We start from the raw sequence: 14,781 nt of genomic DNA on the forward strand, positions 1-14,781 counted from the left end.
CCGATAACACCGCAGACCGCCAAGTCGTGGCGGGCTTCCCTGGACATTGTGCAAACCAGCGCCGGCATGCTCAGAACCATCGACTCAGATCAACTCCGTCCCGGCATGTACGTGTGCAAGCTGCTGGGCGCGTGGGTGCACCATCCGTTCTGGAAGACATCGTTTCTGGTCGATTCCGACGATGTGGAGAAGATCCACGACAGCCGCATCGAGCAGCTGGTGATCGACACCGAGCGCGGGCTGGATGTGGAGGCGCCCACGAGCTCCGGCGCGTCCGCCGCACCGGCCGTGCCGCCGAGCCCGGCGCCTGCCCCGGCACCTGCGGCGCCCGAACCGCCGGAGCCTGCCGCCGCGCCGCGTGGCGTGCGCACCAACAGCGTGACCGCCCAGGTCGGCATCGAAGCGGAGGTGGTACGCGCACGCCGCATCTTCGAAGACGGCCGCGACATGGTCGAGGCGATGTTCCGCGATGTGCGGCTGGGGCGCACCGTCGACACGGAAGCGGCCATGCCGCTGGTGGAAGCCATCAACGACTCGGTGCTGCGGCATCCGCAAGCCCTGATCAGCGTGGCGCGGCTCAAGACTGCCGACGATTACACCTATCTGCATTCGATGGCCGTGGCGGGGCTGATGAGCGGTTTGGCGCGCCAGCTCGGCCTGCCCGAATCGCAGGTGGTGGAAGCGGCGATGGGCGGCCTGCTGCACGACATGGGCAAGGCGGTGACACCGTTGGAAATTCTCAACAAGCCCGGCCGGCTCACCAACGAAGAGATGGAGATCATGCGCCAGCATCCGCTGGACGGCCATCGGCTGCTGGTGGCCGGCGGCGTGCAGAACGCGGTGGTGCTGGAAATCGCGCTGCATCACCACGAAAAGATGGATGGCAGCGGCTACCCGAATCAATTGGTGGGCGAGAAGATTTCGTTGATGTCGCGGATGGGGGCGGTCTGTGATGTCTACGACGCCATCAGCTCGGACCGCCCCTACAAACGCGGTTGGGATCCGGCCGAATCGCTCAAGCAAATGGCTTCCTGGAAGGGCCATTTCGACCCGGTGGTGTTCCAGGCCTTCGTGCGCCGGCTGGGCATTTATCCGGTCGGCTCGCTGGTGCGGCTGGAGTCGCAAAAACTTGCGGTGGTGATCGAACAGACGCCCGATGCGCTGCTCAAGCCCAAGGTGCGCGTGTTCTATTCGGCCAAGCTGCGCAGCCACGTGTTGGTGCAGGACATCGACCTGTCGCGTCCGGACTGCCATGACCGCATCGCGCAGATGGAAAGTCCTGCCGACTGGGGCTTCCGCGATCTGGAAAAGCTCTGGCTGCCCTGAGCGGGCTGCACAGGCATTGAGCCGGCGGTAGCCGTCGCGATCATGCGCACGGTGCATTGTGCGTGCCGATCACCGTGACACCCCCCTGGACAGAAGCGCCACGCGTCCATGCGATGCGCTTGCGTCCTGGCTGTGCCCGTGACCGCCAGGCCCGCGAGCGATGTCGCTAGCGAGCGCGACCATGCTGCGCTGCAGCTTGGCAATGTAGTTATGATCAATAACTATTCCGGAACGCAATCACTTGCCGACCGGAACCATGTCTCAGCCTTGCCCGGATCACCGCCGCCCCCCATCCGCCGCAGCGCTGGCCCGCCGTTGCACGCTGCGTGCGTGGCAGGGTGGCGTGGCTGACACGCCGGCGGCGCGTGCACCGGCAGCGCGTCCGACCACATCGGCAGGCCCGGTGGCGTCTACAATGCCGTGCACGCCGTCGATCGGCGTTGCGGATGCGGCGCATTGCGCGTACCGGTCCGCCCGCTGCCTCAGTCGCGAGAACCGCCATGCCCGTCACCGCCCTTGCTGCGCCCTTGCCCGATGCCGTCACCACGGTGGATCAGGCGCGGCTGCTGCGGTTGCTGGGGTATCGCATCACCCGCACCGAGTTGATGGTGCGGCGGATGTTTCAGGAGTGCGTGGCCGCGTTCGATCTCAAGCCGGTCGACTTCTCGCTGCTGATGCTGGTGGATGGCAACCCGGGCATCAACCAGCGCCAGATCGGCGATGTGCTGCACGTGTCGCCGCCGAATCTGGCGATCGTGGTGGCCAGGCTGGTCAAGCGTCGCCTGCTGCGGCAGGTGCGTGGGCGGCAGGACCGGCGCATGCAGCACCTTTCGCTGACCGCGGCCGGTGCCGCGCTGCTGACCGCCGCCGAGGCCGAAGTGCTGCGCATGGAACAGCAACTGAGCGCCGTGCTCGGTTCCAGCGAAGCACCGTTGTTGCGCGCCCTGGACCGTCTGGATCGTCTGGACACGCCGTAACCCGCCTCCGTCGGCGGCCTGTCGCCCGGCAGCGATTCTCAACGAACGTTTCCACTGCGCGTGCTGTGCGTCGCGCGGCGCGCGCGCTTGCCTGACGTTGGTGATGTGGCACGCACCGCGGTTCCTTTCCAATGCGGGAGATCTCTGCAGTGATTGAATCATCGGTGACGCTTGGTGTGGGTGTGGCGGCAGGTTGGCGGCTGCGCGCGTTGCTCGGCCTGGCGGCAGGCCTGGCGACGGGCGCGGCGCCTGCGCAAAGTGCGCCACAGAGCGCGGCGCTGACCAATGGCATCAATACCGGGGGCACCAGTTTCCTGGATGGCTTCACCAGCACCACGCCAGGCCTGGCGGTCGTCACCTACCTGCGGCACAACGCACTGGATGCCATCAAGGACGCCCGTGGCAACGATATCCCGGTGTTCGACAACCCGCGGATCGATTCCACCGTGCTGCTGACCCAGTTCGCTTACGTCACGCCGTATCGATTATTCGGCGGGTCGCTGGGCATCACTGCGCTGGTGCCGCTGGTCAATCTGGATGCGTCTTTCGGCCGCAACAGCATTGCCACGCTGCGCGACAATGGAGCCGGCGTGGGGGATGTGACGTTCGGGCCGTACCTGCAAATGCCACCGGTGATACGCAACGGGCGAGCGGTGTTCTCGCAGCGGTTCGAATTCGACGCCGTGGCACCGATCGGCAAGTACGACGGCCATCGCGATCTCAACCAGAGCTCCGGTTACTGGTCGCTTATTCCAAGCTACGCATTCACGGTGCTTCCCACGCCCCGTTGGGAAGTCAGTGCACGCATCAACTACATCTACAACTTTCGCAGCGAGCGCCGTCCGACCTTGCCGCCAGGCTTCGACTTCCGCAATGGTCAGGCAGGCGACGCGGGATGGATCAATTTCGCCACGTCCTGGGAAGTGGCACCGAAGCTGCGGCTGGGCATCAATGCGTACTACCTGACCCAGTTCCGCGACAACCGCACCAACGACCAGCGTGTGCCGGATAGCCGTCAACGCGCGTTCTATGCAGGGCCGGGTGGCGTGTGGGCTTTTGATGCAAAAAACATCGTGTTCGCCAACGTCTATCTACCGGTGGAAGTCAGGAATGCCGCGTCCGGCAACAACGTCAATTTCGAGTATGTCCATGTGTTCTAGCGCCGGCACGGCTGGCTCCTTCGGAGGATGGCAATGAATTTGCAGAACAAGACGATCGTGGTGACCGGCGTGGCGTCGGGCATTGGCGCGGAGGTTGCACGGCTGGCGCGGTTTCACGGCGCCAAGGTGATCGGCGTCGATCGCATGCCCGTGCAGATGACACTGCACGGCTTTCATCAGGCCGATCTCGGCGACCCGGTATCCATCGATGCCTTGGTGAAGGCCTTGCCGGATCACATCGATGCCCTGGCAAACATTGCCGGCGTGCCGGGAACCGCGCCGCTGGATGTGGTGGCGCGGGTGAACTATCTGGGCTTGCGCCACCTGACCCAGGGGCTGCTGCCACGCATCGTTTCTGGCGGTTCCATCATCAATGTCGCCTCGATCCTGGGCGCCGAATGGCCGCAGCGTCTGGAGCTGCACAAGCAGCTGGCGGCAACTGACAGCTTCGACAGCGGCAGCGCGTGGCTGGCGGCGCATCCGGTAGCGCACGACACCTGCTACCAATACTTCAAGGAGGCGTTGATCGTGTGGACTTTGCTGCAATCGCGGCCCTGGTTCGCCGACCACGGCGTGCGCGTGAACAACGTGTCTCCAGGTCCGGTGTTTACCCCGATCCTGGGCGATTTTGCCGCCATGCTCGGCGAGGAACGGGTCAAGGCAGACGCCAAGCGCATGACCCGCCCGGCGTATGCCGATGAAGTGGCCGAGGGCATCGTGTTTCTCGCATCCGACGCTGCCCGCTGGATCAACGGCATCACCCTGCCGATCGATGGCGGGCTGGCTTCCACCACGCTGTAATCCCTACACGCTTTAGCAGGAGGCTAGACCATGAATGCTCTTTCCAGCGCAACCGCCGCTGCGACCGACACGCCCGCGTGGCATGGCTGCATCTTCAATGGCGACTGGGTGCCCGGTCGCGGTGGCAGCTTGCCCATCCACGAGCCGGCAACCGGCGCCTTGCTGCATGAAGTCGGCAAGGCCGACCTGGCCGATGTCGCCGCTGCCATCGCACAGGCCAAGCAAGCGCAGCGTGCCTGGGCCGCAACACCGCCGCGCGAACGCGCGGCCGTGTTTCATCGTGCTGCGCAGGCAATGCAGGCACGCAGCGCCGAAGCCACCTTGCTGATTGCGCGCGAAACCGGCGGCATCCTGCCCAAGGCCCAACGCGAGGTGGACGAATCGGTGGTGTTCTACCAGCAGGCCGCTGCCATGCCGCTACAGGCCAGCGGCCAGATGTTGCCGACGGCATCCGGCCAACTCAGCCTTGCACGCCGCCTGCCGTTGGGCGTGATCGGGGTGATTTCGCCGTTCAATTTCCCGTTGATTCTGTCGCTGCGCTCGGTGGCGCCGGCGCTGGCGATGGGCAATGCGGTGATTCTCAAACCCGACCCGCGCACGCCCTACACCGGCGGTGTGATCATCGCGCAGGTGCTCGAAGACGCCGGCCTGCCGAAGGGCTTGCTGCACGTGTTGCATGGCGATGCGCCGATTGGCCAGGCGCTGGTGGAATCGCCGGATGTTCCCATGATTGCGTTCACCGGTTCCACGGCCGCCGGCCGCCGCATCGGCGAAATTGCCGGACGCCACCTGAAGAAAGTCTCGCTGGAACTGGGGGGCAACAACGCAGTGATCGTGCTCGACGACGCGGATCTGGACAAGGCTGCCTCGGCGGTCGCATTCGGTGCGTATATGCACCAGGGCCAGATCTGCATGGCGACCGGGCGTGTGCTGGTGCACCGCAGTGTGGCGCAGGCACTGACCCAACGGTTGGCCGACAAAGCGCGCCATTTGCCGGTGGGCGACCCGGTCAGCGGCACCGTGGCGTTGGGCCCGATCATCGACCAACGCCAGCTGCAGCGCGTCGTCGACATCGTCGGCGATAGCGTGGCAGCCGGCGCGGTCGTGGAAGCGGGCGCCACCCACGAAGGCCTGTTCTACGCGCCCACGGTGTTGTCCAACGTGCGCCCGGGCATGCGCGCGTTCGACGAAGAAGTGTTCGGGCCAGTGATCAACATCACCGTGTTCGACATCGACGACGAAGCGGCCGAGCTGGCCAACCAGGGCGAGTACGGGCTTGCGGCAGGCATCTTGTCGGCATCGGTCGCGCGCGCGCTGGCCCTGGGTGAGAAGTTGCACACCGGCCTGCTGCATATCAACGACCAGACGGTGGCTGACGAGGTCGTCAATCCATTCGGCGGCACCGGTGCATCAGGCAACGGCACCAGTGTGGGCGGCCCGGCCGATTGGGAGCAATACACGCACTGGCAGTGGCTGACCATCAAGAGCGACGTGCCGCAGTATCCGTTCTGATCGCAATGGCTTGGTGATGGAGTGGCTGGTTCTGCCTCTCCATCGCTGCAGGACGACGGTCTGTGCTGAACCTATTCGCCTTGGTCACTTGTGTAGGCCTGGCATGGCTTTTCTCAGACGCAGCCGGAAGCTTGGTGAGTCGAGCGTGCGGTGCCTCACCGCTCGCGGAGCACGCCGTGCATCCATCCATTGAGCCTCGATGGCGGCATCCATGCCGCCAACGGTCCCGCCATCGGCAAGGCCACCGCACCAGGACGTTTGTCGGCAGTTTGATGCGGGATGCTCCTGATACGCAGGCGCCGCTGCACTGCGAGCGGGCGTCGCCTGTCGATTGCACTGACAGACCGGACCACTCGACTGGTCCGTAGCCGCTCACCGTCGCAGAACCATTGCTGGCATGGACGCCGCCACGGCGCTTGCATGGACGTACTTGCAGCGTGTCCTGCGACGATTGGCAGGCAAGGGCCTGCAGCAAGTCTGCAAATGCTTCTCTCTACAACGCGCACAGCGATTGAGTGACGTCGTTCGGTTGGTCGCTTCTGCTAACCGGCGCGAAGGCGCGTCGGCGAGCAACCGGCGTGCCGTGCGAAGTAGCGGCTGAAATAGGCAGCGTCGAAAAATCCAAGGCTGGCGGCAATCTGTTGCACGCTCAGGCTGGTGTAACGCAAGCTGCGGCGTGCTTCCAGCATGATCCTGCGCTGGAGCAACTGCAGTGCAGAGGCGCCAGCCAGGCGCTGGCACAGCGCGTTGAGGTGACCGGGCGTCAACCCAAGTTGATCGGCATATCGCGAAATCGGCCAGTGGGCGCGGTAGTGCTGGTCGATCAAGCCTTGATAGGCGCGCAGATGGCGCAGCGCCGGGTCGGCCTGCGGGCTGATTGCTGCGGCATGCCGGGCGCGTTCCAGTGCCGTACGCGCCATCCAGATGACCAGCTGCGCCGCGGCGGCCTGCGCTGCGATGTCATAGCCGATCGAACGGCGTGCGTGGTCCTGCGCAATGCTGCCAAACAATACATCCAGCCATTGGCGTGCAGGCTGCGCGTGCACAACGGCTGGCGCGGCCATGACCTGTTGCAGGAATGGCGCAGCGTTCAGCGCAGCCCTGACCAGCGGCATGCACATAGTGATGACGTGCCCACGCACTGCCGAGTCGAAGCCAAAACCATGCACGCAAAGCGGCGGAAGCCACACCACGCTGGCACCGCGCAGGCGTTGGGTGCGCCCGTCCAGCTGCAGCGTGGCCGGCCCGCGTTGCAGCTGGACCAGTTGCGCCAAATCCTCGTGTCGGTGCGGCACGATCTGCCAGTCGTGCAGCCGGCTGCGTGCGGCAATCGATTCCCAATGCAGCAATTCCGCGGCATCGGCGTGTTGCTCGCCGTACAAGCCGAAAGCGGGGACGGCGGCGGGGTCGGGCACGGATGTGGCCATCGTCGAAAAGTCCAAGCACTGCACGCAATCATCCCTTCAATGCAGCGCTTTGGCTACCGACACTGCACGCATCGTCATCCAGGCCAGGAGCAATGCATGCGAACGCAGGTTGCGATCATCGGCGCCGGCCCATCCGGCCTGTTGCTGGGCGAACTGTTGCGGCTGGCTGGCATCGACTGCGTCATCATCGAGCGGCAAACGCCCCAGCATGTGCTGGCGCGCATCCGCGCCGGGGTATTGGAGCAAGGCAGTGTGGAACTGCTGCAGCGCGCCGGCGTCGGCGAGCGCTTGCAGCGCGAGGGCCTGCTGCATCACGGCTTCGAATTGTCCCTGGACGGTCAGCGCGAGCGCATCGATCTGCTGCGCGGCTGCGGACGTGGCGTGACGGTCTACGGGCAGACCGAGGTCACCGCCGATCTGATGCATGCGCGCCAGCGCAGCGGGGCACCGACGTACTACAACGCGCAGGACGTGACCCTGTGCGGTGTGGAAGGCGCCACGCCTGCCGTGGAGCTCACGCTGGACGGCCAGCGCAAGCGTCTCGAGTGCGACTACATCGTCGGCTGCGATGGTTATCACGGCGTCAGCCGAGCCAGCATCCCCACCGAGCGGCTGCGTCTGTTCGAGCGCGTGTACCCGTTCGGCTGGCTTGGGGTGCTGGCCGATACCCCACCCGTGCACGACGAACTGATCTACGCACGCCATCGGCGTGGGTTTGCACTATGTTCGATGCGCTCGCCCACCCGTACGCGCTATTACATCCAGGTACCGGCCAGCGCGCAGGTGGAGGCCTGGAGCGATCAGGCGTTCTGGGACGAATTGCGTGCACGGCTGCCGTCCGCGTTGGCGGCGCAATTGGTCACCGGCGCATCGATCGAGAAGAGCATCGCACCGCTGCGCAGCTTCGTTGCCGAACCCATGCAGTACGGTCGCCTGTTCCTGGCCGGCGATGCTGCGCATATCGTGCCGCCTACCGGCGCCAAGGGGCTGAACCTGGCGCTTGGCGATGTGGGCGTGTTGGCGCAGCTGTTCGAGCGGTGGAAGACAAGCGGCGATGCCAGTGTGCTGGAACAGTATTCGACATTGGCCTTGCAGCGGGTGTGGAAGGCCGAACGTTTCTCGTGGTGGATGACCACGCTGCTGCATCGCTTCGATGACGAAGACCCATTCACGGCGCGGCTGCACGCAGCGGAGCTGGACTATCTGCTCGGTAGCGAGGCGGGACGCGCAACGCTGGCGGAAAATTATGCAGGTCTCCCGTTGACCGCGCTGGCCGATTGATCGGGCGTCGGTGATTGCTTAACGCCAGATACCGCCTGACGAATCTCCATCATCGCGCACGGTGGCAGTACGGATTCAACGCCGCCTTGGCTCCAGAAATGCGATGCGTGCGCACAACAGGCTTCCACAAACCGGCTTGCATGACACCCGTCAGCGCACATGCTCCGTGTCAGCCGACGCCCGCTCAATCGCAACATCCGGTCCATCCAGCACGCGGGGGCACAGCACGCGGGTGGCCACCATGCCGGTGATGTTTTTCTCACCAACTGCTGCGCAAGTGCCCAGGTGCATTTCCAGGCGTCTAGCGGGCCAATCAACGGCACCGGTAGGGTGGCGATGACGCGTTCATGCAGCTGTGCACACGCACGCGTCTTCCCCCCGCTCAACGGACACGTTGCTGGCATCTCCGATGAGCGCAATGCCACTCTCCACCCAGGAGTACTCCATGAAGAAGTTGCTCTCCCGTACCTTGTTGCTGGTCATGTTGGTCGCGCCAATGGCCGCGTTCGCGCAGACTGCGGTGACGGCCAATCCGAATCATCAGAAGATGCTGCTCGGCAGCACCTGGTATGAAACTGCCAACAAGCGGCTAGTCTACGATTTCTGGCGCACCGTGTTCGAAGCTGGCCAGGTGTAGTACGCGCCGATGTACATGGACAAGAACTACATCCAGCACAATCCGAACGTGGCCAATGGACGCGATGCGTTTATCGCCTTCCTGACCGCGTTCGTGAAGCCGACGCCGGTGCAGCCGCGGGTGCAATTGCCCTTGGTCGCCATCACCGCCGATGGCGATCTGGTCACCCTGGTGTCGGTGCGCACCTTGCCCAACCCCAACAAGCCCGGCACCACGTACACCACCACGTGGTTCGACATGTTCCGGATCGAGAACGGTCTGATCAAGGAACATTGGGACTCGGATACCATCGCTGGCCGTGCCAGCACCGGCGGCCAGTAACCACTGCTGCACACCAGGCTGCGTTGCCTAGCCCTGCGTGTGTCCTCGACGCAGAGGATTCGCTCGTCACAGCGCCCACCTCATGGTGGGCGCTGTCGTGTTGGCGACACCCGTGTCAGCTGATGCGGAACCCCATCGTCGCTTCCACTGCCTGCTGCCAGCCGGCGTACAAGGCCTCGCGCTTGTCGTCGGCCATGGCCGATTCGAAGCGGCGATCCACCGCCCATTGCTTGGCGATTTCCTCGCGGCTGCCCCAGAACCCGGTTGCAAGACCTGCCAGATAGGCCGCACCGAGCGCCGTGGTTTCCGCGACTTCCGGGCGGAGTACAGGCACATTGAGGATGTCGCTCTGGAACTGCGCCATGAAGTCGTTGGCGATGGCGCCGCCATCGGCACGCAGTTCTTTCAGTTCGATGCCGGAATCGCTCTGCATCGCGGTGAGCACGTCGCGGGTCTGGTAGGCCATCGATTCGACGGCTGCGCGCACGAAGTGTTCCTTGGTGGTGCCACGCGTCAGCCCGAACACCGCGCCGCGGATGTCGCTGCGCCAGTACGGCGCGCCCAGGCCGACGAAGGCCGGCACGATGTACACGCCGTCGTTGTCGCCGGCACGCTCGGCGTAGGCTTGCGAATCGCTGGCCTTGCCCAGCATGCGCAGGCCATCGCGCAGCCACTGCACCACCGAGCCGGCGACGAAGATGGCCCCTTCCAAGGCGTATTCGACCTTGCCGTCGATGCCCCAGGCAATCGTGGTCAACAAACCGGCCTTGGAAGCCACCGCCTTGTCGCCGGTGTTCATCAGCATGAAACAGCCGGTGCCGTAGGTGTTTTTCGCCATGCCAGGTTCGAAACAGGCCTGGCCGAACAACGCGGCCTGCTGGTCCCCGGCAATGCCGGCGATGGGCACCTGCTCGCCATAGAAATACTGGGTCTGGGTCATGCCATAGACCTCGCTGGAGGAGCGTACTTCCGGCAGCATCTGCGCCGGCACGTCCAGCATGGCCAGCAGTTCGGCATCCCATTCCAGGGTGTGGATGTTGAACATCATGGTGCGCGAAGCATTGGTGTAGTCGGTGACGTGCACCTTGCCGCCGGTGAGATTCCAGATCAGCCAGCTGTCGATGGTGCCGAATGCCAGCTCGCCGTTTTGCGCGCGTTCGCGCGCGCCTTCGACGTGGTCGAGGATCCACTTGACCTTGGTCCCGGAAAAATACGCGTCGATCAGCAAACCGGTCTTGTCGCGCACCATCTGCTCATGCCCGGCTTCCTTGAGCTGGGCGCAGATGTCCTTGGTCTGTCGCGACTGCCACACGATGGCGTTGTAGATCGGCTGGCCGGTGGCCTTGTCCCACACCACCGCGGTCTCGCGCTGGTTGGTGATGCCGATCCCGGCGATCGCGCGCGCATCGATCTGCGCGTTGTTGAGCAGCTCGGTGATGGTGGTATAGACGCTGGTCATGATCTCGCGCGGGTTGTGTTCCACCCAACCCGGCTGCGGAAAGATCTGGCCGAATTCGCGCTGCGCCACGCCGGCCACCTTGCCCTGGCGGTCGAACAACATCGCGCGTGAGCTGGTGGTGCCTTGATCGATCGCAAGGACGTACTGCTTTTCCATCGAAGATTCCTCGAACAATGCCGGCATTGGCGCACGGCGAGAAAGGTCGGTGCAGGCGATGACGACGCGTGGCCGTCATGGTTTGGCCACAGATAACGTCACGCGTGGCCAGGGTGATCGTTGACTTCGCTCAGCACCATCACAGCGGATCGTGTGGTTTGCCGCCACCCTGCAGATGGCGCACCCGCGCCGGCAGGAATGGCAGGATCAACCACTGATAGGCCAGCGCGCCGATCGGCCCACCGATCAACGGGCCAACGATCGGGATCCACCAATAGTTGTCCTTGGCCGGCAACGCGGCCTCGCCCCAGCCGGCGAAATACGCAAACAGGCGCGGGCCGAAGTCGCGCGCCGGATTCATCGCCCAGGCTTCCAGATAGCCCATCGACGCGCCTAGCGTGGCGACCAGCAAGCCGATCATCAACGCGCCGGAGTTGGCAGTCGGTGCGGCCTCGTTGAACTGCTCGGTGATGGCGAAGATGCCGAAGATCAGGAACGCGGTGATGATGATCTGGTCGACCAACGCGTGCATCGGCGTGACCGCCAAACCCGGTGCGGTGAAGAACACCCCGGCCGCGCCGCCGGCTTCGCGGGTGAGCTGCTGCACTTGGTTGAAGTGATCGATCACCGGCCCGTACAACTGATAGACGATGGCCGCGCCCAGGAATGCGCCGACGACCTGAGCGACCCAGTAGGGCACCACCTTCTTCCAGGAAAAGCCGCGGAACAGCGCCAGTGCCAGCGTGACCGCCGGATTGGCGTGCGTGCCGGACACCGAGCCGGTCACGTAGATCGCCAGCGTCACCGCCAGGCCCCAGGCGATACACACGCCCCAATAGGCGTTTTGATAGGGGCTGGGGTCGTACAGGATGTACATCGCCGCCACCGAATCGCCGAGCGCGATGATGATGAACATGGCGACCGCTTCGGAGATCAACTCACCCACGAGTTGCCGGCTCATGCGCGCATGCCCGCAAGGTCGATGATGCAGATAACAGCGTGCAGCACGCTTGCTTGCGCGCAGCGGTGGTCGGTGATGCTCATCTGGGGTGCCCTCCACGTGACTTGGGTGATGCTGGCTGAAGCGCCGTAATACGTTGCCGGACGACCCGTCCTCGCCGACAACGCGGTGTGTTCAAGCAGAAGCGACGTCGCGTTGCCGGATCGGTTGCGTCTGCAGATAGTCTTCCAGGCGCTGCCGCGCGGCCGCATCGATCCGCAGGCCGAGCTTGCTGCGCCGCCACAGAATATCGTCGGCAGCCACCGCCCATTCGTGTTCACGCAGGTAATCCACCTCGGCCTGATACAGGTCCGCGCCGAAGTGCGTGCCCAGATCGGCCAGGCTTTGCGCATCGCCGAGCAGTTGTTCGGCGCAGGTGCCGTAGTTGCGCACCAGCCGCTGCGCGGTCGCTGCCGGTAGCCACGGGCGCGCGCGGCCGACGCGTTCCAGCAAGCTGGCGATATCGCGCTGCTCGCCGCCCGGTAATGCTTCGCCACGCGCGGTCCACGCCGGCTTGCGTGCGCCCAGCGCGTGGGTCAGCCGGTCCACCGCCTCTTCGGCCAGCTTGCGATAAGTGGTGAGCTTGCCGCCGAACACGTTGAGCAACGGCGCACCCTCGGTGACCACTTCCAGCTGGTAATCGCGGGTCACTTCGGCTGCGTTGTCTTCGGCGTCGTCCAGCAACGGGCGCACGCCGCTGTAGTTCCACACCACATCGGCGGGGGAGATCTGCTGCTGGAAATACAGGTTCACCGCATCGCACAGATACTGCACTTCGGCCGCATCGATCTTCGGCGCGGCGGGGTCGGCCTCGTAGTCCACGTCGGTGGTGCCGATCAAGGTGAAGTCGTGCTCGTAGGGGATGGCGAACACGATGCGCCGGTCCGGTTGCTGGAAGATGTATGCATGGTCGTGATCGAACAGCTTGGGCACCACGATATGGCTACCCTTGACCAGCCGCAGTGCGTGTTCGTGCGGCACCGCGGCCACGGTGTCCAGGAACGACACTGCCCAGGGGCCGGCCGCATTGGCGAGCGCGCGCGCCTGCACCGTGCGGCGGCGGCCCTGGCGGTCTTCGAGCTCGGCATACCAGAAGCCCGCATCGCGCCAGGCACCGACGCAACGCGTGCGGGTGTGGATCTTGGCACCGCGCCTGGCGGCGTCCATCGCGTTGAGCACCACCAGCCGCGCGTCCTGTACCCAGGCGTCCGAATACACGAAGCCGGTGCGCAGCGACTCCTGCAGCGGCGCACCGACCGGGTGCGTCCGCAGCGATAGCCGGCGCGAGCGCGGCAGGCTGCGCTTGCTGCCGCCCAGATGGTCGTACAGGAACAGTCCGGCGCGAATCATCCAGGCCGGACGCAGGTGCGGTTGATGGGGCAGCAGGAAGCGCAACGGCCAGATGATGTGCGGGGCCAGCCGCAGCAACACTTCGCGCTCGGCCAGTGCCTTGCCGACCAGCGCGAATTCGTACTGCTCAAGATAGCGCAGGCCGCCGTGAATGAGCTTGGTACTGGCGCTGCTGGTGTGCGCGGCCAGGTCGTCCTGCTCGCACAGGCACACCGACAAACCGCGCCCGGCCGCGTCACGGGCAATGCCGACCCCGTTGATGCCGCCGCCGATTACCAGAAGATCGTACATCTCGCCCATCGGTGCCTCCGTCCGGGTGCGCTGACGAGCGAACCCAAGTTGTCATGTTCGAACATATTCGAACATCGAACCTTGCGGCGGCGTGAAGACGGTTGGCGCCAACGCGACCAGGGACAGGCACGCAAATCGGCTGTGGAAACGGAGATTAAATGCGGCTTATTGGCGAACTCGGTGGTTCTTGGCGGCCATCGCATAAAAACGATCAAAAACGAACATCCGCCTCAGTCGGTTGCGTTCGCGTCCGCCAGGTGCACCCGGGTGCCGGCCTCGGCCAGCACACTCGCCAGCTCCTGCGGCGGCGGCCGGTCGGTGAACCAGTCGTGCACCTGTGCAAGTGCGCCCAGCCGCACCATGGCGTTGCGGCCGAATTTGCTGTGGTCGGCGGCCAGCAGCACGTGCCGCGAGTGCTCGATGATGGCCTGCGCCACCCGCACTTCCTGGTAATCGAAATCCAGCAGGGTGCCGTCCAGATCGATGCCGGAAATGCCGATCACCCCGAAATCCACTTTGAACTGGCGGATCAGCTCCACCGTCGCCTCGCCGGTCACGCCTTGGTCGCGCCCGCGCACCACACCGCCGGCCACGATCACCTCGAAGCTGGGGTTGGCGCTGAGCATCACCGCTACGTTGAGATTGTTGGTGATCACCCGGAGTCCGCGGTGCTGCAGCAACGCGCGTGCGACTTCTTCGTTGGTGGTCCCCAGGTTGATGAACAGCGAGGCATCGTCGGGAATGAAGCGCGCAACACGTGCGGCGATGTGCTGTTTTTCGCGGGCCTGCAGCGCCTTGCGTGCGGTGTAGGCCAGATTCTCCACGCTGGAGGGCATGCTGACGCCGCCGTGATAGCGGCGCAGCACGCCGGCATCGCAGAGCAGGGTCAGATCGCGCCGGATGGTCTGCGGCGTTACCTCGAAGCGCGTGGCCAAACCTTCGACCTCGGCAAAGCCCTGCTGCCGCACCAGCGCCACCAATTGCTCCTGGCGCGGGTTCAATGCCGGCGCCGGGACAGTCCTGTAGTGAGTCGACTCCATGCGCAGATGATCGCGCATACGCGTGAGGATGCAAACACGGCCG

General features: G+C 64.7%; 11 protein-coding genes and 1 pseudogene. 7 read left to right on the forward strand and 5 right to left on the reverse strand.

Annotated elements, in window-relative coordinates; translation table 11 throughout:
- Positions 1–66: 66 nt before the first annotated feature.
- From FLG15_RS01265 to FLG15_RS01285, 5 genes are all read left to right on the forward strand, one after another.
- On the forward strand, positions 67–1,326 hold the full coding sequence (locus tag FLG15_RS01265) for an HD-GYP domain-containing protein (protein ID WP_039567691.1): 1,260 nt from the start codon (positions 67–69) through the stop codon (positions 1,324–1,326).
- 446 nt (positions 1,327–1,772) lie between these two features.
- Positions 1,773–2,303, forward strand: coding sequence for a MarR family winged helix-turn-helix transcriptional regulator (locus FLG15_RS01270; protein WP_017156455.1), 531 nt, complete (start codon positions 1,773–1,775; stop codon positions 2,301–2,303).
- A gap of 131 nt (positions 2,304–2,434) precedes the next feature.
- Positions 2,435–3,463 carry a SphA family protein gene (locus FLG15_RS01275; protein ID WP_150145395.1) on the forward strand — a complete coding sequence of 343 codons (1,029 nt, stop codon included), beginning with the start codon at positions 2,435–2,437 and terminating at the stop codon, positions 3,461–3,463.
- A gap of 33 nt (positions 3,464–3,496) precedes the next feature.
- Entirely contained in the window at positions 3,497–4,264 is a 768-nt protein-coding gene (locus FLG15_RS01280; protein ID WP_057678533.1) for a coniferyl-alcohol dehydrogenase, read from the forward strand.
- Positions 4,265–4,294: 30 nt separating this feature from the next.
- Positions 4,295–5,776, forward strand: coding sequence for a benzaldehyde dehydrogenase (locus FLG15_RS01285; RefSeq protein ID WP_057678532.1), 1,482 nt, complete (start codon positions 4,295–4,297; stop codon positions 5,774–5,776).
- Positions 5,777–6,318: 542 nt separating this feature from the next.
- On the opposite strand, the gene FLG15_RS01290 is transcribed toward FLG15_RS01285, so the two are convergent.
- Positions 6,319–7,203 (reverse strand): helix-turn-helix domain-containing protein, encoded by an 885-nt coding sequence (locus FLG15_RS01290; RefSeq protein ID WP_150145398.1) that lies wholly within the window; start codon positions 7,201–7,203, stop codon positions 6,319–6,321.
- Positions 7,204–7,299: 96 nt separating this feature from the next.
- Here FLG15_RS01290 and pobA point away from each other — a divergent pair, with 96 nt between their 5' ends.
- Both pobA and FLG15_RS01300 read left to right on the forward strand, forming a co-directional pair.
- Positions 7,300–8,484, forward strand: a complete 1,185-nt coding sequence (pobA, locus tag FLG15_RS01295; protein ID WP_057678531.1) for a 4-hydroxybenzoate 3-monooxygenase — start codon at positions 7,300–7,302, stop codon at positions 8,482–8,484.
- Positions 8,485–8,929: 445 nt separating this feature from the next.
- Positions 8,930–9,442 (forward strand): annotated as a pseudogene (locus FLG15_RS01300) (nuclear transport factor 2 family protein).
- Positions 9,443–9,557: 115 nt separating this feature from the next.
- Here the strand turns inward: FLG15_RS01300 and glpK are convergent.
- The 4 genes from glpK to FLG15_RS01320 form a co-directional block, all read right to left on the reverse strand.
- On the reverse strand, positions 9,558–11,057 hold the full coding sequence (glpK, locus tag FLG15_RS01305) for a glycerol kinase GlpK (protein WP_057663634.1): 1,500 nt from the start codon (positions 11,055–11,057) through the stop codon (positions 9,558–9,560).
- A gap of 139 nt (positions 11,058–11,196) precedes the next feature.
- Positions 11,197–12,018 carry an MIP/aquaporin family protein gene (locus tag FLG15_RS01310; RefSeq protein WP_057663618.1) on the reverse strand — a complete coding sequence of 274 codons (822 nt, stop codon included), beginning with the start codon at positions 12,016–12,018 and terminating at the stop codon, positions 11,197–11,199.
- A 174-nt stretch (positions 12,019–12,192) separates the two neighbouring features.
- On the reverse strand, positions 12,193–13,707 hold the full coding sequence (glpD, locus tag FLG15_RS01315; protein ID WP_057678530.1) for a glycerol-3-phosphate dehydrogenase: 1,515 nt from the start codon (positions 13,705–13,707) through the stop codon (positions 12,193–12,195).
- Positions 13,708–13,928: 221 nt separating this feature from the next.
- Positions 13,929–14,756: a DeoR/GlpR family DNA-binding transcription regulator gene (locus FLG15_RS01320; protein WP_057678529.1), complete on the reverse strand. Its 828-nt coding sequence runs from the start codon at positions 14,754–14,756 to the stop codon at positions 13,929–13,931.
- Positions 14,757–14,781: the final 25 nt, after the last annotated feature.

The organism is Xanthomonas phaseoli pv. dieffenbachiae (genome assembly GCF_008639345.1).
GTDB lineage: Bacteria > Pseudomonadota > Gammaproteobacteria > Xanthomonadales > Xanthomonadaceae > Xanthomonas > Xanthomonas phaseoli.